The organism is Streptomyces lydicus, from assembly GCF_001729485.1.
Taxonomy (GTDB): Bacteria; Actinomycetota; Actinomycetes; order Streptomycetales; family Streptomycetaceae; genus Streptomyces; species Streptomyces lydicus_D.
Map to the genome: position 1 here is coordinate 1,871,228 of NZ_CP017157.1, position 22,299 is coordinate 1,893,526.

22 protein-coding genes are annotated in these 22,299 nt (G+C 74.0%); 10 read left to right on the forward strand and 12 right to left on the reverse strand.

The window, feature by feature from the left end:
• Positions 1-25: 25 nt before the first annotated feature.
• A complete protein-coding gene (locus SL103_RS08065) occupies positions 26-469 on the forward strand; it encodes a DUF6224 family protein (protein WP_069568052.1) in 444 nt (147 codons plus the stop codon).
• A gap of 13 nt (positions 470-482) precedes the next feature.
• Here the strand turns inward: SL103_RS08065 and SL103_RS08070 are convergent, their stop codons facing one another.
• Both SL103_RS08070 and SL103_RS08075 read right to left on the reverse strand, forming a co-directional pair.
• Positions 483-674 (reverse strand): DUF397 domain-containing protein, encoded by a 192-nt coding sequence (locus tag SL103_RS08070; protein ID WP_069568053.1) that lies wholly within the window; start codon positions 672-674, stop codon positions 483-485.
• Positions 671-1,513 (reverse strand): helix-turn-helix domain-containing protein, encoded by an 843-nt coding sequence (locus SL103_RS08075; RefSeq protein ID WP_069568054.1) that lies wholly within the window; start codon positions 1,511-1,513, stop codon positions 671-673. The genes SL103_RS08070 and SL103_RS08075 overlap by 4 nt, the downstream gene beginning before the upstream one ends.
• Positions 1,514-1,665: 152 nt before the next feature.
• Between SL103_RS08075 and SL103_RS08080 the strand changes: the two genes are divergently transcribed.
• On the forward strand, positions 1,666-2,112 hold the full coding sequence (locus SL103_RS08080; RefSeq protein WP_079145631.1) for an ATP-binding protein: 447 nt from the start codon (positions 1,666-1,668) through the stop codon (positions 2,110-2,112).
• A 7-nt stretch (positions 2,113-2,119) separates the two neighbouring features.
• Here the strand turns inward: SL103_RS08080 and SL103_RS08085 are convergent, their stop codons facing one another.
• On the reverse strand, positions 2,120-2,623 hold the full coding sequence (locus SL103_RS08085; protein WP_244303868.1) for a MarR family winged helix-turn-helix transcriptional regulator: 504 nt from the start codon (positions 2,621-2,623) through the stop codon (positions 2,120-2,122).
• 63 nt (positions 2,624-2,686) lie between these two features.
• Here SL103_RS08085 and SL103_RS08090 point away from each other — a divergent pair, with 63 nt between their 5' ends.
• The gene (locus tag SL103_RS08090; RefSeq protein ID WP_432215345.1) at positions 2,687-3,868 is read left to right on the forward strand and encodes a flavin-dependent oxidoreductase; all 1,182 of its coding nucleotides are present in this window, start codon (positions 2,687-2,689) and stop codon (positions 3,866-3,868) included.
• Positions 3,865-4,314: a DUF3237 domain-containing protein gene (locus SL103_RS08095; RefSeq protein WP_244303869.1), complete on the forward strand. Its 450-nt coding sequence runs from the start codon at positions 3,865-3,867 to the stop codon at positions 4,312-4,314. The genes SL103_RS08090 and SL103_RS08095 overlap by 4 nt, the downstream gene beginning before the upstream one ends.
• Positions 4,315-4,414: 100 nt before the next feature.
• Here SL103_RS08095 and infA read toward each other — a convergent pair whose 3' ends face one another.
• Positions 4,415-4,639 (reverse strand): translation initiation factor IF-1, encoded by a 225-nt coding sequence (infA, locus tag SL103_RS08100; protein ID WP_069568058.1) that lies wholly within the window; start codon positions 4,637-4,639, stop codon positions 4,415-4,417.
• Complete coding sequence (locus SL103_RS08105) at positions 4,639-5,433, reverse strand: GNAT family N-acetyltransferase (protein ID WP_069568059.1); 795 nt, start codon at positions 5,431-5,433, stop codon at positions 4,639-4,641. The genes infA and SL103_RS08105 overlap by 1 nt, the downstream gene beginning before the upstream one ends.
• Positions 5,434-5,918: 485 nt before the next feature.
• Between SL103_RS08105 and pulA the strand changes: the two genes are divergently transcribed.
• The gene (gene pulA, locus SL103_RS08110) at positions 5,919-8,621 is read left to right on the forward strand and encodes a pullulanase-type alpha-1,6-glucosidase (RefSeq protein WP_079145632.1); all 2,703 of its coding nucleotides are present in this window, start codon (positions 5,919-5,921) and stop codon (positions 8,619-8,621) included.
• A 90-nt stretch (positions 8,622-8,711) separates the two neighbouring features.
• On the opposite strand, the gene SL103_RS08115 is transcribed toward pulA, so the two are convergent.
• A complete protein-coding gene (locus SL103_RS08115; RefSeq protein ID WP_069568060.1) occupies positions 8,712-9,245 on the reverse strand; it encodes a GNAT family N-acetyltransferase in 534 nt (177 codons plus the stop codon).
• Positions 9,246-9,397: 152 nt separating this feature from the next.
• Between SL103_RS08115 and SL103_RS08120 the strand changes: the two genes are divergently transcribed.
• Together SL103_RS08120 and SL103_RS08125 are read left to right on the forward strand one after the other, a co-directional pair.
• Positions 9,398-10,234 (forward strand): hypothetical protein, encoded by an 837-nt coding sequence (locus tag SL103_RS08120; protein ID WP_069568061.1) that lies wholly within the window; start codon positions 9,398-9,400, stop codon positions 10,232-10,234.
• Positions 10,231-10,884: a class F sortase gene (locus SL103_RS08125; RefSeq protein ID WP_069568062.1), complete on the forward strand. Its 654-nt coding sequence runs from the start codon at positions 10,231-10,233 to the stop codon at positions 10,882-10,884. The genes SL103_RS08120 and SL103_RS08125 overlap by 4 nt, the downstream gene beginning before the upstream one ends.
• Before the next feature lie 95 nt (positions 10,885-10,979).
• On the opposite strand, the gene SL103_RS08130 is transcribed toward SL103_RS08125, so the two are convergent.
• The 6 genes from SL103_RS08130 to SL103_RS08155 all read right to left on the reverse strand — a co-directional run bounded on the left by SL103_RS08130 (position 10,980) and on the right by SL103_RS08155 (position 19,382).
• Positions 10,980-11,675: a TetR/AcrR family transcriptional regulator gene (locus tag SL103_RS08130; RefSeq protein WP_079145633.1), complete on the reverse strand. Its 696-nt coding sequence runs from the start codon at positions 11,673-11,675 to the stop codon at positions 10,980-10,982.
• A gap of 35 nt (positions 11,676-11,710) precedes the next feature.
• Positions 11,711-12,808: a PDR/VanB family oxidoreductase gene (locus tag SL103_RS08135; RefSeq protein WP_069568064.1), complete on the reverse strand. Its 1,098-nt coding sequence runs from the start codon at positions 12,806-12,808 to the stop codon at positions 11,711-11,713.
• A 1-nt stretch (position 12,809) separates the two neighbouring features.
• Positions 12,810-13,724, reverse strand: a complete 915-nt coding sequence (locus SL103_RS08140) for a metal-dependent hydrolase (protein ID WP_069568065.1) — start codon at positions 13,722-13,724, stop codon at positions 12,810-12,812.
• Positions 13,725-13,850: 126 nt separating this feature from the next.
• Positions 13,851-15,794, reverse strand: a complete 1,944-nt coding sequence (locus tag SL103_RS08145; protein ID WP_069573531.1) for a hypothetical protein — start codon at positions 15,792-15,794, stop codon at positions 13,851-13,853.
• A gap of 167 nt (positions 15,795-15,961) precedes the next feature.
• A complete protein-coding gene (locus SL103_RS08150; protein WP_069568066.1) occupies positions 15,962-16,192 on the reverse strand; it encodes a DUF397 domain-containing protein in 231 nt (76 codons plus the stop codon).
• 64 nt (positions 16,193-16,256) lie between these two features.
• Complete coding sequence (locus SL103_RS08155) at positions 16,257-19,382, reverse strand: alpha-N-acetylglucosaminidase TIM-barrel domain-containing protein (protein WP_069568067.1); 3,126 nt, start codon at positions 19,380-19,382, stop codon at positions 16,257-16,259.
• Positions 19,383-20,028: 646 nt separating this feature from the next.
• Between SL103_RS08155 and SL103_RS08160 the strand changes: the two genes are divergently transcribed.
• Genes SL103_RS08160 through SL103_RS08170 form a run of 3 tightly spaced genes read left to right on the forward strand, consistent with a single transcriptional unit; the run spans position 20,029 to position 22,290 of the window.
• Positions 20,029-20,799 carry a GNAT family N-acetyltransferase gene (locus SL103_RS08160; RefSeq protein WP_069568068.1) on the forward strand — a complete coding sequence of 257 codons (771 nt, stop codon included), beginning with the start codon at positions 20,029-20,031 and terminating at the stop codon, positions 20,797-20,799.
• Positions 20,796-21,662: a lysophospholipid acyltransferase family protein gene (locus SL103_RS08165; protein WP_069568069.1), complete on the forward strand. Its 867-nt coding sequence runs from the start codon at positions 20,796-20,798 to the stop codon at positions 21,660-21,662. The genes SL103_RS08160 and SL103_RS08165 overlap by 4 nt, the downstream gene beginning before the upstream one ends.
• Complete coding sequence (locus SL103_RS08170) at positions 21,655-22,290, forward strand: DedA family protein (RefSeq protein ID WP_079145634.1); 636 nt, start codon at positions 21,655-21,657, stop codon at positions 22,288-22,290. The genes SL103_RS08165 and SL103_RS08170 overlap by 8 nt, the downstream gene beginning before the upstream one ends.
• Positions 22,291-22,299 lie beyond the last annotated feature (9 nt).

The following is a 22,299-nucleotide window of genomic DNA, read 5'->3' on the forward strand; positions in this document are numbered from 1 at the left end:
GCCCACGACCGGAAGCTGGTGTGTGATGAGCGACGAGCCGCGTCCGTACACGAAGGAAGAAGTGCTGCACGGGGTGGCGCTCATCCAGGCGCACCTCGCGGAGGACGAGGACGCGGTGGCCGCCCTCTACGACGAGGAGGACGAGAACTCCGCGGTGGAGGCGGCCCGCGCGATGTTCGCGATGGCCCACATCATCGTCCACGGGCTGATCGTCCCCGAGATGTGGGTCATCAAGAAGGGCTTCAGCTACGGCGACACCCGCAACGTCCCCGAGCTCAACCTGGCCCTCCACGTCGTACGGAACATGGAGGAGCGGGTGGAGATCGCCCGGGCCTGGCCCATGGTGATCGCGGTGTCGGCGGGCGAGGTGATGGGCCTGATCGTCCAGTGCACCGACACCAAGATGGAGGACGTGCCCGCCTTCCTCGACACGGTGCGCGAACGGGTCCTGCTGTCGATGCAGCCGTAGCGCCCCGCTCCCGTCAGTCCCGCCGGGCGGCGTACGCCACGAACGCCGCCCAGGCCGGGGCGGGTACGGCGAGCTGCGGTCCGCCCTTGTCCTTGGAATCCCGGACGTGGACGGTGGTGGGGCAGGTGGCGATCTCTATGCAGTCGTCGCCGGAACTTCCGCTGTAGCTGCTTTTGAACCAGGCGAGTTCGGTGGCGGTCGTCATAGCGCTCCTCGCATCCTCGTCAGCAGACCCCGGGAGTCGTCGGGGGTGAGGGCCTGTGAACGCAGTTTCGCACAGCGCATATGGAGCGTGCTGATCGTCTTCGGGTCGGAAAGGAACAGGCCGCTTTCCTGCCCCTCGCAGTACGCGAACCACTCGTTGTCCGGTGTCTCCAGCAGACGCATCGGTCCATCCATTCCCGGGTGGACGCTCCGCTCCAGCGGCAACACCTGCACCTCCACGTTCCGGAGGGACGCACATCCCAGGACGTGGTCGATCAGCCCCCGCACCGTGTCCACGCCCCCGGTCGGGCGCGTGAAGACATGCTCGTCGACGATGAAACTGAAGGACGTGTTCGGCCGGTCCCGTAGCAACTTCTGCCGTTCCAGGCGGGCGGTCACCTGGATCTCGACCTCCTCCTCGGACAGCAGGGGGACGCGGTTCTCGAACAGCGTCCGCGCGTACGCCTCCGTCTGTAACAGCCCCGGCACCAGGCGGCATTCGTACGTGTAGAGGCTGATCGCCTGCTTCTCCAGCTCCGCCCACTCGCGGAACCAGCGGGCCAGTCCCGGCTGCTTCGACAGCCGCTTGGCCGCCTTCCGCAGGACGCCGTTCGCGTTGAGGGTCTCTTCCGAGCGGTCGATGAACGTCTTCGAGGGGAGGCGCCGGCCCTGCTCGACGGAGCCGATGTAGTGCGCCGAGTACCGGATGGCCGGCGCCAGGGCCTCCTGCGTGAAGCCCGCGTTCTCGCGGAACCCTTGATAGACGGCGCCGAAGGTCCGCAGACTGCCGGAGGGCTCGGGCTTGCCGCCGTCGTAGGTGTCGGTGCTTGCGTCTTCCATTCCGGGCACTTCCGATCGCTGGTACTGACCCCGCACGGTGACCCATGGTGACGAGTCGTCACACGGCCCGTCCACGTACCCGGCTCGTACAGTTTCCGGAGTACGTCCTGAGTACCTGGTGTACGAGCGTGTCGACCAGCACCGTTGCCCGCATGTCAGCTCAACCAGCCGTCACCGTACGGATGTTCACGCAGCGCTTCAGCGCCACCCCTCGCGGGGCCCGCCTCGCCCGGTACCTCGCCGTCCAGCAGCTCGACGTGTGGGGCCTCCCGTACGGCGGCGAGGTCTCCGATTCCGTGGCGCTGATCGTCGGCGAACTGGCCGCCAACGCCGCGACCCACGGGCGGGTGCCCGGCCGGGACTTCGAGCTGCGGTTGCTGAAACTCCCGGGCTCGGCCCGCCCGGGCATCCTCCGCGTCGAGGTCGCCGACACCCGTACGGAGGCGCTCCCGCCGGCCCCTGCCGGTCTCGTGGTGCCGCCGCCCGACGCCACGACCGGTCGCGGGCTGCTCGTGGTGGCGGCGCTCGCCTCCCGCTGGACGGTGCTCGGCCGCGATCCGGTCGGCAAGATCGTGCGCGCCGAAGTGGACCTCCAGTGATCCGGTGTCAGCCCGCGTCCTCGGGGCGCGCGGTGAGGACGCGGGTGAGCAGGCGGGTGAGGGTGGCCCGCTCCTCGGTGTCGAGGGTGGCGAACCACTGCTGCTCGCGGCGGGTCTGCTCGCCGAACGTCTCCCGGACCGCGTCCTCGCCCGCGGCGGTGAGGGCGACGGCGACCGCGCGACCGTCGTCGGGGAGCGGTCGGCGCTCGACCAGGCCGACCCGTTCGAGGGTGTTGACGGCGTTGGTGACCGCCGAGCGGGACATCGCCGATATTTCGGCAAGCCGGGCGGGCTGGGTGGGGCCCAGCAGCCACAGTTTGAACATCAGGCGGAAGCCCGGGAGCGTCCAACCGCGCGGGCGGTGGATGTGGCTCTCCAGGTCGGCGACGATCAGGTAGGAGAGGTGCAGCAGGTGGTAGGCGAGTGCGAAGGCTTCCGGGTCGGCCGGTGACGGCATGCCGGCAAGCCGGTCGCGGGCGTAGGCGGCATAGCTGAGATCTGGTCGTTCCACGGGACAGAGTCTTGCGCATGGCGGTTCGGCAGGAGATTGTTATGGCCGTAACAATCTCCTGTCGTGCCGGAGGGTGCTGTGCGGATCACCATCGCTGGAGGCGGTATCGGCGGGCTCGCCACCGCGCTCAGCCTGCATGCGGCCGGATTCGACGACGTCGTCATCCACGAGGCGGCCCAGGTGATCCGCCCGCTCGGCGTCGGAATCAACCTCCTTCCGCACGCGGTGCGGGAGTTGACCGAACTCGGCTTGGCCGACCGGCTGGCCGCGATCGCCGTCCCCACCGCCGAGCTGACCTACCACAACCGGTACGGCCAGCCGATCTGGTCCGAACCGCGCGGGCTCGACGCCGGGTACCGATGGCCGCAGTACTCGGTGCACCGGGGCAGGCTGCAACTGCTGCTGCTGGACGCCGTCCGCGAACGCCTCGGCGCGCACGCGGTCCGGACCGGGAGCCGGATCACCGGCCTGCGCCACGATTCCGACCTGCTCGTCGGCGCCGACGGGATCCACTCGGCCGTCAGGGCCGCGCTCTTCCCCGACGAAGGCGCGCCGCCGTGGAACGGGCTCGTGCTGTGGCGGGGCACGACCCGCGCCGAGCCGTTCCTGACCGGCCGGTCCATGATCATGGCCGGGGACGGCTCGCAGAAGTTCGTCGCGTACCCGATCGGGGACGGACGGCTGATCAACTGGATCGCCGAGCGGCCGCTGGGCGGCGAACCGCTGGAGCGGGGAAACTGGAATCGCCCCGCCGACCTGGCCACGGTCGTGGCGCACTTCGCCGACTGGAAGTTCGACTGGCTCGACGTGCCGGGGCTCATCACGGGAGCCGAGGCGGCCTTCGAGTACCCGATGGTGGACCGCGATCCCCTGCCCTACTGGACCAGGGGCGACGTCGTCCTGGTGGGCGACGCCGCCCATGCCATGTACCCCGTCGGGTCCAACGGAGCGTCCCAGGCGGTCCTCGACGCCCGGGTGCTCGCCCACTCGCTCGCCACGACCGGGTCCGCCGCCGCGTACGAGGACCTCCGCAGGCCGGCCACGACCGCGCTCCAACTCGCCAACCGGCGCCAGGGGCCCGAGGTCGTCATGAGGCTCGCCCACGAGCGGGCTCCCGGTGGCTTCGACGACATCGAACAGGTCGTCCCGTTCGCGGAACGAGCGGAGATCGCCGCTTCGTACAAGCGCACCGCGGGCTTCGATCCGGCCCTGCTCAACGAGCGCGCGTCCTGGAGCGTGCGGTGAAGCTGGAGAGCCTGGCCGCCTTCGAGGTGGCACTGGAGCCGGTCCTCGACCTCGGCGACTCGCACTGGGGCCGCCGCCGGGTGATCAACGTCGTCGGCGGGACCTTCGAGGGGCCACGGTTGGCCGGGACGATCCTGCCGGGCGGCGCGGACTGGCAGGTGCTCCACCCCGACGGCATGGCCAGCATCGACACCCGCTACACGCTGCGCACGCACGACGGCGCGCATCTCTACCTCTCCACCAACGGCGTACGCCACGGCCCGCCCGAGGTCCTGCGGAGACTGGCCGAAGGAGAGGCGGTGGACCCGGCCGCGTACTACTTCCGGCTCTTCTGTCGCTTCGAGACCGGGGACGAACGCTACCGGTGGCTCAATCGCACCCTCGCGGTGGCGTCGGGCGCCCGTACCGCCGAGGCCGTCCGCTACGAGGCTTACACCCTCACCTAGGCGCGGTCCGGCGGTTCACGTGACCGTTCCGCGCGCCTCGTTGGCGCACCGGAGCGGCGGGAGCCACTGCCGAGCAACTCCCGCCGTCGGAACCGCAGTTCTAGTTGCGGTACCGGTAGAGGATCCGGCCGCGCGTCAGGTCGTAGGGGCTGAGCTCCACGAGGACGCGGTCAAAGGGCAGGATCTTGATGTAGTTCTTCCGGATCTTCCCGCTGATGTGGGCGAGCACCTTGTGCCCGCTCTGCAGTTCCACTTGGAACGTGGCGTTGCGCAGGCACTCGACGACGGTGCCCTCGATCTCGATACCAGGGTTTGTCTTCGGCATCAGTGAAGTACGACCTCCAGGTTGCTGCCGGCGCGTTCGGCGCCGATGGTGTCGAACAGGGCCGTGGCAGCCGCGTTGCGTTCGGCGACCTCGGCCGAGACCGCCCGGACCCCGGAGCGGTGCAGGGACCCCAGGACCTCGGCCAGGAGCGCCCGCGCGATGCCGCGGCGCTGCCGGTCGGCCCGGACCGCGACGAGGCCGATCCGCGGCTGCCGGGGCACCGGTGCCACCCGGAGCAGTCCCACGTACGCGCCGGACTCGGACTCCCTCGCGACCGCGTACTTCGTCGGGTCCACCACGGTGGCGTCGTCAAGGCGGGGCAGGACCTCGGCAGGCATCTCCTGCCATCCGACGGAGGATTCGACCTCGGCCCGGATCGTGCGGTCCAGCTCGCGCAGGGGGCCCTTCTCCGCCGCGCCGAGGGGGAGGATCGTCACGCCCGACGGCGGCCGCGCCGCGCCGAGGCCCGTGGTCCGCGGGTCGGTGGGTACGAGGCACACCCACTCGCGGCGCAGGGTCGTGAAACCGAGGCGCTCCCAGTGGGACCTCAGGTCGAGATCGGACTCGTCGACCATCGTGTACAGCGGCCTCGGCAGGTCCGCGTCCGCCAGCAGGGCACCGGCCAGCTGGTCGAACACCGCGTCGTGCCACGCGTCGACACTGACGAAGAGCCGTCCGTCGTGGCGGCGCCATGCCTCGCCGCGGCCGACGACCTGGTCGTCCTCCAGCGCGTGCCATTGGTGGTCGGCGACGCGCGCGATCCCGGTCGGACTCGAAGAATTCTTGGGTTTCATAGGTCTCTGCCTTTCGGGGGTGCCTGGTCCAGGCGCTCCCGGCGACCTATGTCAATCGCCCGACCGTGACGATGAGGGGAGCACCCACATGCGTACAACGTTCATGGGTCTCACCTCCTCCGGCTGCATCACGGTTCGTCTCGGAGAGTAGGGGCCGTGAGGGTGATCCGTCCACGCATTAACGAGGGCGGCGGGCGTCGGGCTGCGCCGCCAGTGAGCTCCGGTGTCGTCGCACGTGAGGTGCGCCGCCCGCAGTACCGCGTCTGAGTCTTCGGCACGAGCTTCGCGGGCCCGTCGGGGTGGCCGACGGCAGGGGGCGTCCGTTGGCGGCCGGGGGAGCGGGACGGTCCGGACGGCCGGGCGCGTGGGGCCCGTTGAGGGCCTCCGGCCGGCCGGACCGCCTACCGCGCAAGGAACGTAACACCCTTGCAATGTCTTGCGTAAGGTCTTGCAACGCCGAATCGTCGCGGATACAACCATGACTCATGTCCTCCCCTCCTCGCCGTCCCGCCCGGCGCCCGGCCGCCGCCCTCGCCCTGGTCGTCGGCGCGGCCGCCCTGCTCGTCTCCTCCCCGCAGCAGCCTGCGCACGCCGCCCCGCCGCCCGGCCAGGAACAGGCCCTGGCTCAGTGGATCGACCGTGACACCGTGGTCTGGAAGGGCGCCGAACGCGGCGCCGCCCAGCTGGAGTTCGACGCGCCGGACACCGGGGCCGCGGCCACCGGAGCGGCCCCCGGGGCGCCCGCTCCCGGCGCGGCCGTCAAGCGGCTCCGGCTCACGCCCGGCGCCCTCACCCCCGCCGAACGGGCTGCCTTCCCGCACCTGACGGGCTACCCGGCCTTCACCGTCGACCCCCGGGACCGGGCGCTGGCCCGTACGGCGCTGCGCGGCCACCTGGTCGCCGCGCAGCGCACCGCGGACGGCCGGCGCACCACGACGGGCGTGCAGATACCCGGCGTGCTCGACGACCTCTACGGCGCGCGGGCCCGGCACGCCGCACTCGGCCCGGTCTTCGACCACGGCCGCCCCACGCTCTCCGTCTGGGCGCCCACCGCCCGCACCGTCGCGCTGGAACTCGGCGGCCGTACGGTCCCGATGCGGCGCGACGACCGCAGCGGCGTCTGGCGGGTCCAGGGGCAGCGGGACTGGGCCGGGAAGCCCTACCGCTACCTCGTCACCGTCTGGGCGCCGGCCGCCGGCCGGACCGTCACCAACAAGGTCACCGACCCGTACTCCACGGCCCTGACCGCCGATTCGGCCCGCAGCCTCGTCGTCGACCTCGACGACCCGCGGCTGGCCCCCGAGGGCTGGGCGGCGCTGCGCAAGCCCGCCGCGGTGCCGCTGCGCCGGGCCCGGATCCAGGAGCTGCACCTGCGTGACTTCTCCGTCGAGGACCGCACCTCCCGCCACCCCGGCCAGTACCTCGCTTTCACCGACAGCCGGTCCGACGGCATGCGGCAGCTGAAATCCCTTGCCGCGGCCGGAACTTCTTACGTCCACTTGCTGCCGGTCTTTGACGGCGCCACCGTCCCCGAGAACCGCGCCGACCAGGACCGCCCCCGCTGCGACCTCGCGTCCTACGCGCCCGACTCCGAGAGCCAGCAGGAGTGCGTCACCGGGGCCGCCGCCCGCGACGCCTACAACTGGGGCTACGACCCCCTGCACTACACCGTCCCCGAGGGCTCGTACGCCTCCGACCCGGAGGGCACCGCGCGCACCGTGGAGTTCCGCCGCATGGTGCAGGGCCTCAACGGGGCCGGCCTGCGCACCGTCATGGACGTCGTCTACAACCACACCGCCGCGAGCGGCCAGGACCCGCACTCCGTGCTGGACCGGATCGTCCCCGGCTACTACCAGCGGCTGCTCGACGACGGCAGCGTGGCCACCTCCACCTGCTGCTCCGGGACCGCGCCGGAACACACCATGATGGGCAAGCTCGTCGTCGACTCCGTCGTCACCTGGGCCAAGGAGTACAAGGTCGACGGCTTCCGCTTCGACCTCATGGGCCACCACCCCAAGGCCAACATCCTCGCCGTCCGCAAGGCGCTGGACGCCCTGACGCCGCGCAAGGACGGGGTCGACGGCAAGAAGATCATCCTCTACGGCGAGGGCTGGAACTTCGGCGAGGCCGCGGACGACGCCCGCTTCGTGCAGGCCACCCAGCGGAACATGGCCGGCACCGGCATCGCCACCTTCAGCGACCGGGCCCGTGACGCGGTGCGCGGCGGCGGCCCCTTCGACGCCGACCCCCGCCTCCAGGGCTTCGCCTCCGGCCTGTACACCGACCCCAACTCCGCCGCCGGGAACGGTACGCCCGCCGAACAGCGCGCCCGGCTCCTGCACGACCAGGACCTCATCAAGGTCGGACTCACCGGCAACCTCGCCGACTACGCCTTCACCGACACCGCCGGCCGCCGCGTCACGGGCTCCCAGGTCGACTACAACGGCGCGCCCGCGGGCTACGCCGCCGCCCCCGGTGACGCGCTCGCGTACGTCGACGCCCACGACAACGAAACCCTCTACGACGCCCTGGCCTACAAACTGCCGCAAGGAACCAGCAGCGCCGCCGACCGCGCCCGCATGCAAGTCCTTGCACTGGCCACCGCAACGCTGTCGCAAGGACCCGCGCTCTCCCAGGCCGGCTCCGACCTGCTGCGCTCCAAGTCCCTGGACCGCAACTCCTTCAACAGCGGCGACTGGTTCAACGCGCTGCACTGGAACTGCGCCGACGGCAACGGCTTCGGCCGCGGGCTGCCCCCGGCCGCCGACAACAAGGACAAGTGGCCCTACGCCAGGCCCCTCCTGGCCGACCCCGCGCTCCGCCCCGGCTGCGCCGCGATCCAGGACGCCTCGGCCGCCTACCGGGACCTGCTGCGGATCCACGCCACCGAACCGGCCTTCGCCCTGCCCACCGCCGCCGCGGTCCAGTCGCAGCTGTCCTTCCCGCTGTCCGGCAAGGACGAGACCCCCGGCGTGCTCACCATGCGCCTCGCCGACCTGGTGATCGTCTTCAACGCCACCCCGCACCGGCAGGACCAGACCCTGGGCGACCTCGCCGGCCGGCCCTACGCCCTGCACCCCGTCCAGGCCCGGGGCGCGGACCGCACCACCGCCACCGCGTCGTACACCGCCGCCTCCGGCACCTTCACCGTCCCGGCCCGCACGGTGGCGGTCTTCCGCAAGGGCTGAGCCCGCCCCCGCCGGCCGCGGTTCACGCCGCGGGTGTGCGCCGCGGGCCGGCGGGGCGGGCGTGTTCCCGTGCCCGCCGGCCCGGGCCGGTCAGGACACGCGCTGCCGGCTCAGTCGCTTTTCGAGGAGGGTGACGGCGTACGGGCTGCCGCCGTTGTCCTCGTCCTGCTTGCCGGACTGTTCCCCGACGACTGTGTACCCGGCGCCCTCGTAGTACGTACGCAGCCGCGGGTTGCTCGCGAGGCAGTCCAGCCGCGCCCACTCCCGGTCCGCCTCGGCGATCCGCCGCTCGGCGTGCGCCAGGATCGCCCGGCCGGTGCCCGCCGGCGCCCGCTCCCGGTCCACCATCAGCCGGTGCACGTACCCCGCCACCGGCGGCTGCGGCCCCCACGCGGGCTCGTCGTCCCACCACAGCTCGTAGGCCCCCGCGGTCCGCCCGCCGGCCTCGGCCAGCCACACCTCCCCCTCCTTCATCCGCAACCGGAAGTGCTCCTCGCTCTTGCCGCCGGGCTGCCACTGCGCGATACCCGACGCCTGCATCCAGCGCGCCGCGGCGTCGTACAGCCCCACCAGCACCGCCACGTCGGCGCCGTCCCCGGCGAGCCGGAAAGTGATCGTGTCCATGCCCGGAATTGTGCCGTGGTGACAAATTTCCCGCACGACCCGTCCCCGCGGCACCGGTGCTCCGAATACGGGGCGACATCTCGCCGAGGTGTCGCTTCGCACCCGGATGACCTGCGGCCCTCCCGTCACGAGGCCGCCGGAAAGGACCGCACGTGATACCCGAGCACACCAGCCGCCGCGCCGCCCTCGCCGCTCTCCCGGCCGCCCTCGCCCTCACCGTGGCCCTCGCGTCCCCGGCCACCGCCGACGGAAACGGCGCCTACCAGATCAACCTGGCGCAGCTGAACAACTCCGGTTCGAAGGGCGTCGCCATGCTCAGCCTGAAGGGCAACCAGCTGACCGTGAAGATCGAGTCCGAGGGGCTCGTGCCGGGGCAGCCGCACGCCCAGCACCTGCACGGCTCCACCGACGGGCACGACTTCCACTGCCCGGACCCGAGCGCCGACACCAACGGCGACGGCGTCATCGACAACACCGAAGCCACCGTCGACTACGGAAACATCAACATCTCCCTGACCACCAGCGGCTCCACCGACGCCATGGACAGCGCGCTCGCCGTGGACCGGATGCCGGTGGCGGACGCCCAGGGCAAGCTCTCCTACGAGCGCACACTGACCGTCTCCCAGGCCGTGGTCGACCACATCAAGGACCTGCACATCGTGCAGCACGGCATCGACCGCAACGGCAACAAGAAGTACGACTTCGACGGCGCCGGCAAGAGCGAACTCGACCCCAAACTCCCGCAGGAGGCCACCGCCCCGACCGACTGCGGTGAGGTCCAGGGCGCCGCGGTGGGGTCCATCCCGGTCGGCGGGGTGGAGACCGGGACGGGGCCGGTGGACGGCGCCGCCCCGGGCACCGGAGTGCCGGCCGCGGCACTCGTCGCCGGCGGCCTCGCCGCGGCGGCGACCGGCGCCCTGGTCGTCCTGCGCCGCCGCCGGTCCCTGCCCGCCGCCGGCCGCGGCGGGAACAGCGGGGCCGCCGCGTGAGCGCCCGCGGCGCGGGCCGCGTCACCGGCTGGGTGTGCGCGGTCGCCGCGGTGGCCGCGCTCGTCGCCGGATGCGGGGAACAGGCCCCGGCGGCGCCGCAGTCGCTCCCCGCCGGGCAGCAGGGCCAGGGCGGCCAGCCGGCCCACGACGGGGCGTCCGCGGCGGACGGCTCCGGCGGCGCGTCCGCCGCGAGCATGCCGGCGTCCGTCCCGATGCGGCTCACCATCCCCTCGCTGCACGTGTCCTCCACGCTGGAGACGCTGGGACAGCACGCGGACGGCAGCATGGAGACCCCCCGCGACCCGGCCAAGGCGGGCTGGTACGGGCCCGGACCGACACCGGGGGCCAAGGGCCCGGCGGTCATCGCGGGCCACGTCACCTGGAACGGCACCCCGTCGGTGTTCCACCGGCTGTCGTCGATGAAGCGGGGAGACACCATCGAGGTCGCCCGGCAGGACGGCCGCACCGCGAAGTTCACCGTCGACCGCATCGCCACGTACCCGAAGAACAAGTTCCCCACGCTGGAGGTGTACAAGAACCTCGACCACGCCGGGCTGCGCCTGATCACTTGCGGCGGGGACTACGACCAGGGCAAGCACTACTACCCCGACAACGTGGTGGTGTTCGCCAGCCTCACGGGCGGTGCCTAGACCCCCTCCGCGAGACACCCGCGGGCCGCCCGGGACACCTGCCGGGCGGCCCGCCGCGCGCCGCCCGCCAGGGGTGCCGTCCTGCTGGACCCGGCCTAGACCGGCTGCGGCAGCGTCAGCAGCCGCCCCACCAGGTCCGCGAACATCCCGTCCGCCGGCTCGTCGGCCAGCATCCGGCGGACCACCCCGGCCATCTCGTCGTCGTACGCGGCGCTCACCGCCGCCAGCGCCGCGAAGTCGTGCACGAGCTGGCGCTCCAGCTCCGCCCGGGGAATGCGGCGCCCGTCCAGCCACAGCAGCGCGGTGGTCTCGGCCAGGGAGATCCACGAGCGCACCACCAGCTGCAGCCGCGGGGCGGGCGCGGGGACACCGAGGTGGGCGACGATCTGCTCGTACGCGGCCTGGCGGACACCGTCGATCATCGCGCCGGTCCGCGTCGAGCCGATGGCCGGCCCGCCGCGCATCAGCGCGAAGAAGCCGGGGCCGTGCTCGTCGACGAAGTCGAAGAACCGTTCCATCACCCGCAACAGGCGGGCGCCGAGCGGGCCTTCGTGCGGCTCGACGAACCGGGCGGTCAGCTCCTCGGCGGCCCGCCGCAGCGCGGCCTCGTACAGCTGCTGCTTGCCCGGGAAGTAGTGGTAGACCAACGGCCGCGAGATGCCGGCCGCCTCGGCGATCTCGTCGATCGACACGTCGTCGGGGGAGCGGTGGCTGAAGAGGTCGAGGGCGACCGCGATCAGCTGATCGCGTCGTTCCTCGACGCCCATCCTGCGGCGCGCCCCGGTCGTCATGCGGCCACCATAACGACCCGGGGCGCGCCACGGAATCACAGATCCAGCACCAGCCCGGTGCCGCCCCGCGCCCGGGAGACGCAGATCAGCAGGGAGTCGGCGCGCTCGGCGTCGGTCAGCAGCTCGTCGCGGTGATCCACCTCGCCGGCCAGCACCCGCTGCTGGCAGGTGCCGCAGAACCCCCGCTCACAGGAGTACGGCAGATCCGGCAGCGCCTGCTCGCGGATCGCCCGCAGCACGCTGGTGTCCGCGGCCACCTCGACCGTGCGGCCGGAGCGGCGCAGCTCCACCTCGAACGGCACGTTCTCGCCGGCGGCCTCGGGGGCGGCCGGGGCGAAGCGCTCGGTGTGCAGCGTCAGGCCCTCGGGGCCCGCCGGCAGCAGCGCCGCCACCGCGTCCATCAGCGGTTCCGGGCCGCAGCAGTACACCGCCGCGTGCGGCGGCGCACCGGCGAGCAGCGCCGCCAGGTCGGGGCGGCCGTCCTGGTCCTCGGCGACCACCGTCACCCGGTCCGCGCCGGCCCCCGCCAGCTTCTCGATCTCCGCCAGGAACGGCATCGAGGCCCGCGAACGCCCCCCGTACAGCAGCCGCCACGGCACCCCCTCCCGCTCGGCCTGCCGCACCATCGGCAGGATCGGGGTGATGCCGATGCCGCCCGCGACGAAGACGTACGCGGGGCCGGCGCGGAGCGGGAAGCGGTTGCGCGGCCCGCGGACCTCCACCTCGGTGCCCTCGTGCAGCTGCTCGTGCACCTCCCGCGAACCGCCCCGGCCGTCCTCGATCAGCCGGGCGGCGACGGTGTACGAACCGGGCGTCGCGGGGTCCCCGCACAGCGAGTACTGGCGCACCGTCCCCGACGGCAGCACCAGGTCGAGGTGCGCGCCGGGCTCCCACCCCGGCAGCCCCGCGCCCTCCAGGCGCAGCCGCACCACGCCCTCGGCCTCCTCCGTACGTTCCACCACCGTCAACCGCCGGGTCACCGCGCGGCCCGAGCCGTGCCGGCCCCGGCCGGAGACCGGTTCGGCCAGTGCCGGCATCGGCCACAGCGGCGACGCCCGCACCCGGCGGCGCAGCGCCCGCCGGACGACCAGCGCCGCCGCGCCGACGGCCACTACGGTGCGGATCCGGGGCATCTCAGGCACCTCCGCTCGTACGGGCCTCGGCCGCGGTCGCGGCGGGCGATCCGGCGAGGTAGGCGGCGGCCTGCGCGGTGCTGCCGTGCCGCGAGGGGTGGTACGCATGGCTCAGGTACTGCGGGACGGAGCGTGCCATGGCGCCCGCGGTGGGCAGCACGCCCTCCCGTCCGCCGCGCAGGAACTCCCGGAACCGCGCCCGGCCGTCGAGCAGCGTGGGGTCGTGCTCCATGAAGAACCGGACGCCGCGCTGCCACAGGAACACCAGCGCGCTGAACGCGGTGGCCCAGGTCCGCACCCGCCGCCGGTAGCCGCCGTCGAGGTGCACGAACAGGTCGAAGGCGACCGAGCGGTGCTCGACCTCCTCGGCGCCGTGCCAGCGCAGCAGGTCGAGCATCGTCGGATCGGCGCCCCGGGCGTCCAGCGCCCCGGCGTTGAGCACCCAGTCGCCCAGGAACGCGGTGTAGTGCTCGATCGCGGCGATCAGCGCCACCCGCTCCAGCAGCCACCACTGCCGCGCCCGGCCCGGCGGCAGGGTGCGGTCGCCGAGCAGCTTCTCGAAGAACCAGTCCACCTGCGCGGTGTACGGGGTCGGGTCGAGGCCCTGCGCCGCCAGGTGCGGCAGCACGTCGTCGTGCGCCTGCGAGTGCATCGCCTCCTGCCCGATGAACCCGAGGACGTCCGCGCGCAGTTGCGGATCGCGGATGGCCGGCAGCACCTGCTTGTAGACGTGCACGAACCAGCGCTCGCCGGCCGGCAGCAGCAGGTGCAGCACATTGATCGTGTGGCTGCTGGCGGGGTCGCCGGGAATCCAGTGCAGTGGGGTGTCCGCCCAGTCGAAGGCGACGTTGCGGGCCTTCAGCGGGGTGTGCTCGGACGCGGCCGGCTGGGGCCGCAACGAGGCCGTATTAGACATGGCGTCAATGTACTGGCGGGTAAGGAATGCCGGTACCCCTCGGACGGCGAAAATTGCCGCCCCGGCCCCGCCGCCGGCCCCGCCGTCAGGAGCCCCGCCGCACGACACCCCTGACGGCGCGCCCCGCTACCGCAGCGCCTCGACCGTCCCGCCGTTCGCCAGCCGCCCCGCCAGCTCCGCCCGGTCACCCGCCTTCGCCGGGAGCGACAGCAGCCGGCCGGGCGCCCGGCCCCGCACCCCGCCCGTCGCGGTGATCGACGTGACCTGCCCGCTGCCCGCCGCCAGCAGCCACCACGAGCCGGCCGGCGACTTCCACAACACCCCGGCCAGCGCCTTCGGCGCCCGCGGCCCGCAGGCCGTACCGCCGTCGGCACGGGCCACCACCGCCCCGGACGCGTACGGCTGCCCGCTCGGTGCCGGCGCCTGGATCTGCGCCGTCGTCCGGCTGCCCGCACCGCGCCAGGTCTCCGCGCGGGTACACAGCCACGCCGCGCCGCCCGCCCCCTCCGGCAGCGGCTGCTCGGCGAACTTCCAGGCGTTCACCGTCCGCACGCCCTGCCCGCGGACCGTCGCGAGCTGGCAGGCGGTACGTGCCCAGGCCGTCCTGGCCTGCCGGGAGCGCACCTCGCCCGGCCGGCGCGGGGAGCCGTACGTCAGCCGGGCCGGGGTCAGCTCACCGAGATCCGTCAGCAGGCGGCCGCCCATGCGCAGCGCCGGCCAGCCGGTGCAGGTGTCGGCGGCCTGCGGCATGGGCACCGGCCCGGTCAGCCCGTTCGCGTCGATCGGCGCCGGCTGCCCCGCGGCGTCCGGCTTCAGCAGGTCGACAAGGCGCGCCGACGTCACCCAGGGCGCGGTCAGATAGCGGACGTTGCCCTGCGTACGGCCCGCCACCAGCGCGTTCGCCGAGTCCGCCGCCGCGCCGTCGGTCCGGGCGAAGTCCAGCGCCGCGCCCGTCCCGTCGGCCTGGCCCTCGCCGTCCGCCGCCTCCGCGTAGCGCACCACCCGCAGGCCGTCATGGAAGATCACCACGACCGCGTGGTCCACCACGCCCGCGAACAGCAACTGGGCGGGCCCGGCGGCCGGACCGGCCGGGGTGCCGGGCGTCGCCGAGACCTGGACACCGGCGCCCGGCCTGGCCCACACGGCCAGCGCACGGCGCAGCAGCGCCCGGTCGTGGATCCGGTCCCCGCGGGCCGGCCAGGCGGTGAAGTCCTGCCGGGCGGCGGTCTTCCAGGCGGTCGCCGAGGTGACCGTCAACCTGCCGGGATCCAGCGCCGCTTCGGCCGCCGGGTTCCGGGCGTACGGCGGGGCGGCGGCGCCGTCCGGGCCCCAGCCGTCGCCCGGCATCCCCAGCAGCGCCCCGCACACCAGCACCGCGACGCCCGCCGCCAGCACCGCCCGGCCGTGCTGCCGCCGCCGGATCAGATCCGTCGGCCGGGCCTGCAGCGCGCACGGGTCGAACTCCGGCGACTCCAGCAGCGAACGGTCCCGGCTGCCGGCCGGCGTCTCGGCCTGCTCCGCCTCCTCCAGTGCCTCCCGGGCGTGCGCCACCCCCGCGGCCTCCAGCACCCGCCGGACCTCCGGCGCGCTCAGCCGCTCCAGGTCGCGCAGCACGAACGCCGCCCTGGCCGGTGCCGACAGCGCCGACAGCGCCTGGTCCAGGGCGAGTTCATCGGCGCCGCCGGCCCGCGGGAACAGCCGCAGCCCCCACACCTGGGGCAGCAGCGGCGGCGGCGCGGGCAGCCGGCGGGTGCGGCCGGCGGCGAGCGCGGCGCGCAGCACCCGCAGCCGCACGAAGGCGTAACCCGGGTCGATGGCCGCCCCGAGGCCGGCCCGCTGCGCGGGCAGGCCGGGCCCGTGGGCGGCGGCGCGCTGGCGCGGCAGGCTGCGCTGCACCACCCCGTGCGCGGCCAGCACCCGGCGGCTGCGGCTCCGCCCGGCCGGCAGGACGAGGTAGGCCAGCCGGACCAGCCGGGGGTAGTGCTCGACCAGCGCCGCCTCGGCCTGCTCGACGTCGATGACATCACCGAAGTCGTCGAGGCCGCCGGGGGAGGGGCGGTCCGGACGCATGGAGGTCGCCTGCTGCTGTTTCACGTTCGGTGAAACGAGTGAATCCTGTGATGGTCACCGGCCCTCACCCGCGTGCCCTGACGGGTGACGGCACGGTGTCCGGACACGTCAGCGGCCACCGCGGTACGCCTGCCGCGGTGGCCGCACGACCAACTTCGGTGCCCCGTCTACTGCTTGAGGTCGAACTCGCCGTCCCGCGCGCCGAGCACGAAGGCCCGCCACTCCGCCTCCGTGTAGCGCAGTACCACATCGGGTTCGGTGGAATTGCGCATCGCCACCGCGCCGCGCTCCAGGAAAGCGATCTCCACGGCCTCCTCGGCGTCGCCGGGGGCCCGCTGCCAGGTGGCGTCGGAGATGTCGAGGGCGTAGAGCCACTCCTTCTCAGCTGCGGCACTCATACCGTGATCCCCTCGCTCGTGGTCCGTTCCGGCCGTGGGCCGTGCCGGTCAGCGTACGCGGTGGTCAGGTGACCTTCCAGCGGCGGAACTCGGCCGTACCGCGGTCCCCGGCACCCGAGTTGGCGGCCGACTGGTGCAGCCCGGCGTCCTGGCGGACGGCGGCTCCCGGGACGCTCACGGTGCCGACCTCCCGCCAGCTGTCACCGCCGTCGGTGGAGCAGGCCCCCGTGTACGTACCGCCGTCCGGGCCACGCGTCAGACGCAGCAGAACGGGCGCGGTGCCGCCGGTGAGCCGCCGGTAGGTGTCCAGCGTGCCGTCACCGTTGGCGTCGTACGACAGCACGACGCCGTTGGCGGGGGTCACCGAGAGGTTGAGGAAGCCGAGGGCGTCCGGTCCGCCCCCGCCGGCGAGGCGGTTGCGGACGACGATGCCGGCCCGGGCCCAGGGGCCGGTGGCGTCCTGCCGGGTCACCTCGACCGTCACCGAGCCGCCGGCGGCCAGCGCGCCCGGCCGGTACACCGCCCCGAACTCCGCGGTGGCCTTCCACAGGTCGGCGCCCGCGCCGTTGATCGCGAACCGGTCGTCCAGCTGCCCGAACACCGCCGCGTTCGTCGTCACCGACTCCAGGCCCGGCGCCAGCGGCCCGGCCACGAAGAGCGTGCCGGAGCGGGCGGCCCGCACCGGTTTCTCCCCCCTCGGCCCGTAGTCCACGGTGAGGTCGTACGGCAGCGGCCGCAGCGGTACGTCCAGCGGGCCGGGCGGCGCGGTGACCCGCCAGCGGGCCTCGCCGGTGCCGCCGGGCGGGACGGACGGCAGGGACACCGGGCCGACGGCGGTGGCGTCCACGCCGCGCAGCGCGAAGTCGACCCGGCCCGTCGCACGCAGCCCGTTGACGTTCCGCAGCGCCGCGACGACGGTGGCCCGGCCGCCCGGCGGCAGCCCGGCCGGGGTGGCGGTGACCGTCACCGTGCCCTGGTAGGGAGCCGCGGCGAGAACGTCGTGCACCCGCTGCGCCGTGCGGTGCGCCTCGGCGGTGGGCCGCAGCGGATAGTCGTCGCGCGCACGGGTCCAGGTCTCCTCCCTGGCGTACCAGTCGAAGGCCCGGGGCGGCCGGTCCGCCGCCAGCGCGTCCGCCAGCTCGTCCAGATACGCCTGCCACTGCGGGAGGTGCACGTCGCCGATCAGGCCGTGCCAGTCGCGGTTGGCGTAGTTGGCGAGCGCGCCGCCGTCGGCGGTGGGCCGGTCGGCCCAGGTGGTGACCAGCGCCCGGGCGCTGTGCTCCAGCTGCGCCGCCTCCCCGGGCCCGGACGCCATCGCCCTGGCGTCGGCCAGCCACGGCCCGAGCAGGAACTGCCGGTGCGCCCCGGTGACCTCCTCGCTCAGCCGCATCAGCCGCAGCCACAGCGCGGACAGCGCACCGAAGGCGGCCCGGTCCTTGCGCCGGTAGGCGTCCTGCAGCTGCCCGATCAGCTGCCAGGAACGGTTCGCCAGCGCCTGCCGCGCGGCGTCGGTCAGGTCGTGCCGGTAGGCGTCGCTGCCGCGCAGCGCCGGCCGGACGGCGAGCAGCGCGGCGAACGCGGTGTCGAAGGCGGCCGGGTCGAACGCCGGGGTGTGGGTGGCGTAGACGGTGCCCGACCGGGCCGCCAGGTCGGGCCGGGCGGCGAACACCGAGTCGTGCGGCCGGCCGTCCTTGCTGGCGATCTCGTACGCACTCGTGCGGAGCGCGGCGAAAGCGTCCCGGGCCCGCCCGTCGCGGCCGCCGTACCGCAGCTCGGCGTACCCGTCGAACCACGCGGCGCGGTCCACCGGGCGCTCCCGCCAGGCCAGTTCGCTGAACAGCTCGAAGGCCGCCGGATCGCGTTCGGCGGCCTCCGGCAGGTACGCGGTGCCGACGAGCCGGCTGCCCGGCTTGTCACGCCAGGCCGTGAAGCGCTCGGCCCAGACATGCGTCTTCGCGCCGATCGTGGTGCGCCCGCCGAAGTTGGGGATCGACCCGAAGGCATACGGCACCCCGCCCCAGTCCCGCTCCCGGTCGGTCACCGCGTCCAGGTCGCTGAGCCCGTCCACGATCAGCATCCGGTCGTGGTCGACGGCGTCCAGCAGATCGCGCCGCGGATTGTTCTGCCAGCCCAGGATCACCCAGGTGGCGCCCGGCCGGGCGGTGCGCAGCGCCCGCTCCACCGCCCGCGCGGCCTCCGGCACCGGAACGTCCCCCGGATCGCCGCCCTCGTGCAGCAGATCCATCTTGAAGTGCTGTGCAGGGCCCAGGAGTTGCTCCTGATGGCGGTAGAAGGCGGCGGCGACCCGGCCGAAGACCTCCGTCCGCGGATCGAGCCAGTCCGGACGCCTCAGCTCCGACCAGGTGCCCTGCGGAACGGTCCGGGCCCCGGGATTCCGGGCGGCGAATCCGTCCGGGACGGTGCCGAAGTAGCCGGGCAGCACCGGACGCATCCCCAGCGCCCGCAGCCGGTCACAGATCCTCCGCCCCAACTCGACGCGCCGGCCGAGCAGTTCGGTACTCACCGGCCCGCCGTAGCCGCTCATGTTCTGGAGCAGCCACCACGGCTGGTGCGACGGCGCCGGGAGCCAGCCGCGGGCCTCGGCGTCGGAGTACCCGAAACCGGTCAGCAGCCGGTGGTAGACGGCCTCGGCACCCGGGGTGACCAGCACCTCGTTCACCCCGTGCAGCGCCAGTACGTCGATCAGCCGCTCCCAGCGCGGCCAGTTCGCGTACGGGGCGGTGTAGCCGTCGTGGGTGTCGTTGAGGGCGAAGCGGTGCGGCAGCGGGGTGGCGCGCTCGACGGGCGCGTCCGGCGCGGGCAGCCGCGCGGGCAGCCGGAGCTGCTCCCCGGCCCAGGAAAGATGCGCCCGACAGGTGTACTTCAGGTACCAGTTGACGCCGGTCAGCAGCACCGCCGGGGTGGTCCCGGCCACGGTGATCCGCCCCTCCGCCCCCGAGACCCGGAAGCGGTCGGCACCACCCTCCCCGGCCAGCGGCACCAGCACGAACTGCCCGGCGTGCCCCGGCAGCAGCCGCTCCAGGGCCGCCCGCGCCGGCGCGGTGTCCCACGCCCCGGCCTCCGCCCGGCCCGCGGCGTACGCGCTCCTGCCGAACACCGACCCCGCACGCATCGCACCCGCGATCGCCCCTGCTGTTCCCAACAACGCCCGTCGCGACGGTAGGCCCATGGGGCCCAGCTTCCCACGTTGTCGGCTTCCCCGCCGCGGTGGTTTCTCGCCGTTGCGCTGCGCTGGCGGCCCCGCACGTTGTTGGCTTTCCCGCCGTGGTGGTTTCTCGCCGTTGCGCTTTGCGGCGCCCCGCACGTTGTTTTCCGTCCCGCCGCGGCGGTTGTTCGCCGTTGCGCCTGCGGCGGGCCGGGTTGTTGTCGGGTGCGGTGCCGGCCCTCCGGACTTCGTCCTGCGGTCCGTCCCCTCCCGTGGGAGGGAATGTTGAAGGCCGGTGGGGGCGAGCGTGCATGATCACGCCCGCCCCCACCGGTCTTTGTCCACCCACTCACGGGAGGGGACGCGCCGCAGGACGAAGTCCGGAGGAGCGGCACCGCACCCGACCACCCACGCCCGCCGCAGGCGCCACGGCGAGCAGCAGGCACGGCGGGAAAGCCGACAACGTGCGGCGGCGCCGCAAAGCGCAACGGCGAGCAACAACCACGGCGGGAAAGCCGACAACGTGGGAAGCACAGAATTCCGCGGAGGATTACCCGGGCGCCCCCTCCACTTCACGCGGTCGGCCGGGGCGCCCGGGAACAGTCTGGCGCGTAGAGAAGGGCCAGGTCAGCCCCCGGCAGTCCCTCCCCACTCCCCATGGAGCGCTCCCATGAGCATGGCAACGACCGCGTCCGTCCCCGTCCCCGCTCCCACCGCCGCAGCCGACTCCGGCTACACCGCGCGGATCGCCGACACCGTCGAGCAGATCCGGGCCGCCCAGCGTCTGCGTCACCAGGTCTTCGCCGGTGAGATGGGCGCGACCCTGCACACCCCGCTGGCCGGCCACGACATCGACGCCGTCGACGCGCTCGCCGACCACCTCGTCGTCACCCGGACCGCGACCGGCGAGGTCGTCGGCACCTACCGGCTGCTGCCGCCCGGCCGCAGCTCCCGGCTCTACTCCGACGGCGAGTTCGACCTCGGGGCGCTGGCGCCGCTGCGGCCCTCGCTCATCGAGGCCGGCCGGTCCTGCGTCCACCCCGACCACCGCGGCGGCGCGGTGATGACGCAGATGTGGGCCGCGCTGGCCCGTTACACGCTGCTCTCCGGCCACCGCTATCTGGCCGGCTGCGCCTCCGTGCCGCTCGCCGACGGGGGGACCGCCGCCGCCCACGCCTGGGCGCTGGGCCGCACCCGCTACGCCGCCCCGGCCGAGCTCCGGGTCACCCCGCACCGCCCCTGGCGGGCCACCGTCCCCGCGCCCGAGCGGCCCAGCGCAGCCCAGCTGCCGCCGCTGCTGCGCGGCTACCTGCGGATCGGCGCGGTCATCTGCGGCGCGCCCGCCCACGACCCCGAGTTCGACGTCGCCGACTTCTTCGTCGTCCTGGACATGGAACGGCTCGGCGACCGCTACCGGCGCTATTTCCTGGGGGAGCGGTGAACGGCCCCTGGGACGTCCGGTCCGACTGCACCCCGGGCTGCGCCGCGCACGCCCTGCCGCCCCTGCCGGCGACCGGCGTCGTCCGGCGCTCCGCCGGGTTCGCGCACCGGGTGCGCCGCGCGTTGACGGACGGCGCGCGGATGGCCGAGCCGCCGCGGCTGCGGGCCCACGCCGGCGCGCTGCTCGACGCGCTGGGCATCAGCCTCGACGGCCCCCCGCCCGGGACCGGTGCGCTCACCTGCCCGGACGGCGGGCCCGGCACGCTGCTGGTGGTCAACCACATCTCCTGGCTCGACATCCCGGCCCTGCTCGCCGTGGAACCGGTCACCCTGCTCGCCAAGCGCGAGGTGGGCGGCTGGCCGGTGGTCGGCGGGCTGGCCCGCAGAGCCGGTACGCACTTCATCGACCGTACGGATCCGAGGAAACTGCCGCATATCGTCCGGGAGTTGGCCGACCTGCTGGCGTCCGGGCGCTCGGTGGCGGTCTTCCCGCAGGCCACCACCTGGTGCACCGCCGACCGGGGCGCCTTCCGCCGGGCCACCTTCCAGGCCGCCCTCGACGCGGGCGCGCCGGTGCGGCCGGTGACCGTCACGTACACCCAGCAGGGCCTGCCCAGCACGGTGGCGGCCTTCTGCGGCGAGGACACCTTCCTCGCCTCGCTGCGCCGGGTGCTGGCGGCCCGCGCGCTGACCGTACGGGTCACCGCGCATCCGGCGCTGACCACCGCGGGGCGGGACCCGGGCCTGGACCGGCGGGAGCTGGCGGCGCTGGCGGCCCGGGCGGTGCTGGGCGGCCGGCCGTCGACGAGCGTGCCGCCGCGCCCGGTGGCGGCACCCGTACGGGATGCGCCGGCCCATGTTTGACGAGCTGGACCAGCTCGCCGGCCCGCTGCAAGGACTGCTCGGCTCGCCCTGGTTGTGGCTCGTGGTGCTGCTGGTGTCCGGCCTCGACGCGCTGCTGCCGTTCATGCCGAGCGAGACCACCGTCCTGCTGGTCGCCGTGCTCATCGGCCCCGACCTGCCGCTGCTCGCCCTGCTGGCGGGCGTCGCGGCGGCCGGGGCGCTGGCCGGCGACTGCCTGGGCTACACCGTGGGCCGGTACGCGGGCCCGCGAGCGACCGCCCGGCTGCTGCGCGGTGCACGCGGCCGGGCCCGGTACCTCAGGGCCCGCGCCGCGGTCGAGCGGCACGCCGCGCTGCTCGTCATCGCCGGCCGCTTCGTGCCGGGTGGCCGGGTGGTCTCCGCGCTGTCCACCGGGAGCGTCCGTTTCCCGCTGCGCCGCTTCGTCCTGCTGGACGCGGTGGGCGCGGGGCTGTGGGCGCTGTGCAGTACGGCCCTCGGCGGCCTGGGCGGCGCGGCGCTCACCGATTCCCCGGCGGCGGGGACCCTGCTGGCCTCCGGCATGGGGCTGGTGGTGGCGTGCGGGGTGGGCTGGCTGTACCGGCGGGCCCCGGGCGCCCTCCCGCTCCGGGAGGAACGGGAGGGCGTCTGAGGGGCGTCC

Coding starts and splice junctions, on each gene's coding strand:
- SL103_RS08135 (WP_069568064.1), bottom strand. CDS start 12,808: ATGCCCCGGATCCGCACCGTAGTGGCCGTCGGCGCGGCGGCGCTGGTC.
- SL103_RS08075 (WP_069568054.1), bottom strand. CDS start 1,513: ATGGAAGACGCAAGCACCGACACCTACGACGGCGGCAAGCCCGAGCCC.
- SL103_RS08080 (WP_079145631.1), top strand. CDS start 1,666: ATGTCAGCTCAACCAGCCGTCACCGTACGGATGTTCACGCAGCGCTTC.
- infA (WP_069568058.1), bottom strand. CDS start 4,639: ATGCCGAAGACAAACCCTGGTATCGAGATCGAGGGCACCGTCGTCGAG.
- SL103_RS08150 (WP_069568066.1), bottom strand. CDS start 16,192: ATGAGTGCCGCAGCTGAGAAGGAGTGGCTCTACGCCCTCGACATCTCC.
- SL103_RS08115 (WP_069568060.1), bottom strand. CDS start 9,245: ATGGACACGATCACTTTCCGGCTCGCCGGGGACGGCGCCGACGTGGCG.
- SL103_RS08155 (WP_069568067.1), bottom strand. CDS start 19,382: ATGGGCCTACCGTCGCGACGGGCGTTGTTGGGAACAGCAGGGGCGATC.
- pulA (WP_079145632.1), top strand. CDS start 5,919: ATGTCCTCCCCTCCTCGCCGTCCCGCCCGGCGCCCGGCCGCCGCCCTC.
- SL103_RS08160 (WP_069568068.1), top strand. CDS start 20,029: ATGAGCATGGCAACGACCGCGTCCGTCCCCGTCCCCGCTCCCACCGCC.
- SL103_RS08065 (WP_069568052.1), top strand. CDS start 26: ATGAGCGACGAGCCGCGTCCGTACACGAAGGAAGAAGTGCTGCACGGG.
- SL103_RS08105 (WP_069568059.1), bottom strand. CDS start 5,433: ATGAAACCCAAGAATTCTTCGAGTCCGACCGGGATCGCGCGCGTCGCC.
- SL103_RS08145 (WP_069573531.1), bottom strand. CDS start 15,794: ATGCGTCCGGACCGCCCCTCCCCCGGCGGCCTCGACGACTTCGGTGAT.
- SL103_RS08130 (WP_079145633.1), bottom strand. CDS start 11,675: ATGACGACCGGGGCGCGCCGCAGGATGGGCGTCGAGGAACGACGCGAT.
- SL103_RS08170 (WP_079145634.1), top strand. CDS start 21,655: ATGTTTGACGAGCTGGACCAGCTCGCCGGCCCGCTGCAAGGACTGCTC.
- SL103_RS08140 (WP_069568065.1), bottom strand. CDS start 13,724: ATGTCTAATACGGCCTCGTTGCGGCCCCAGCCGGCCGCGTCCGAGCAC.
- SL103_RS08070 (WP_069568053.1), bottom strand. CDS start 674: ATGACGACCGCCACCGAACTCGCCTGGTTCAAAAGCAGCTACAGCGGA.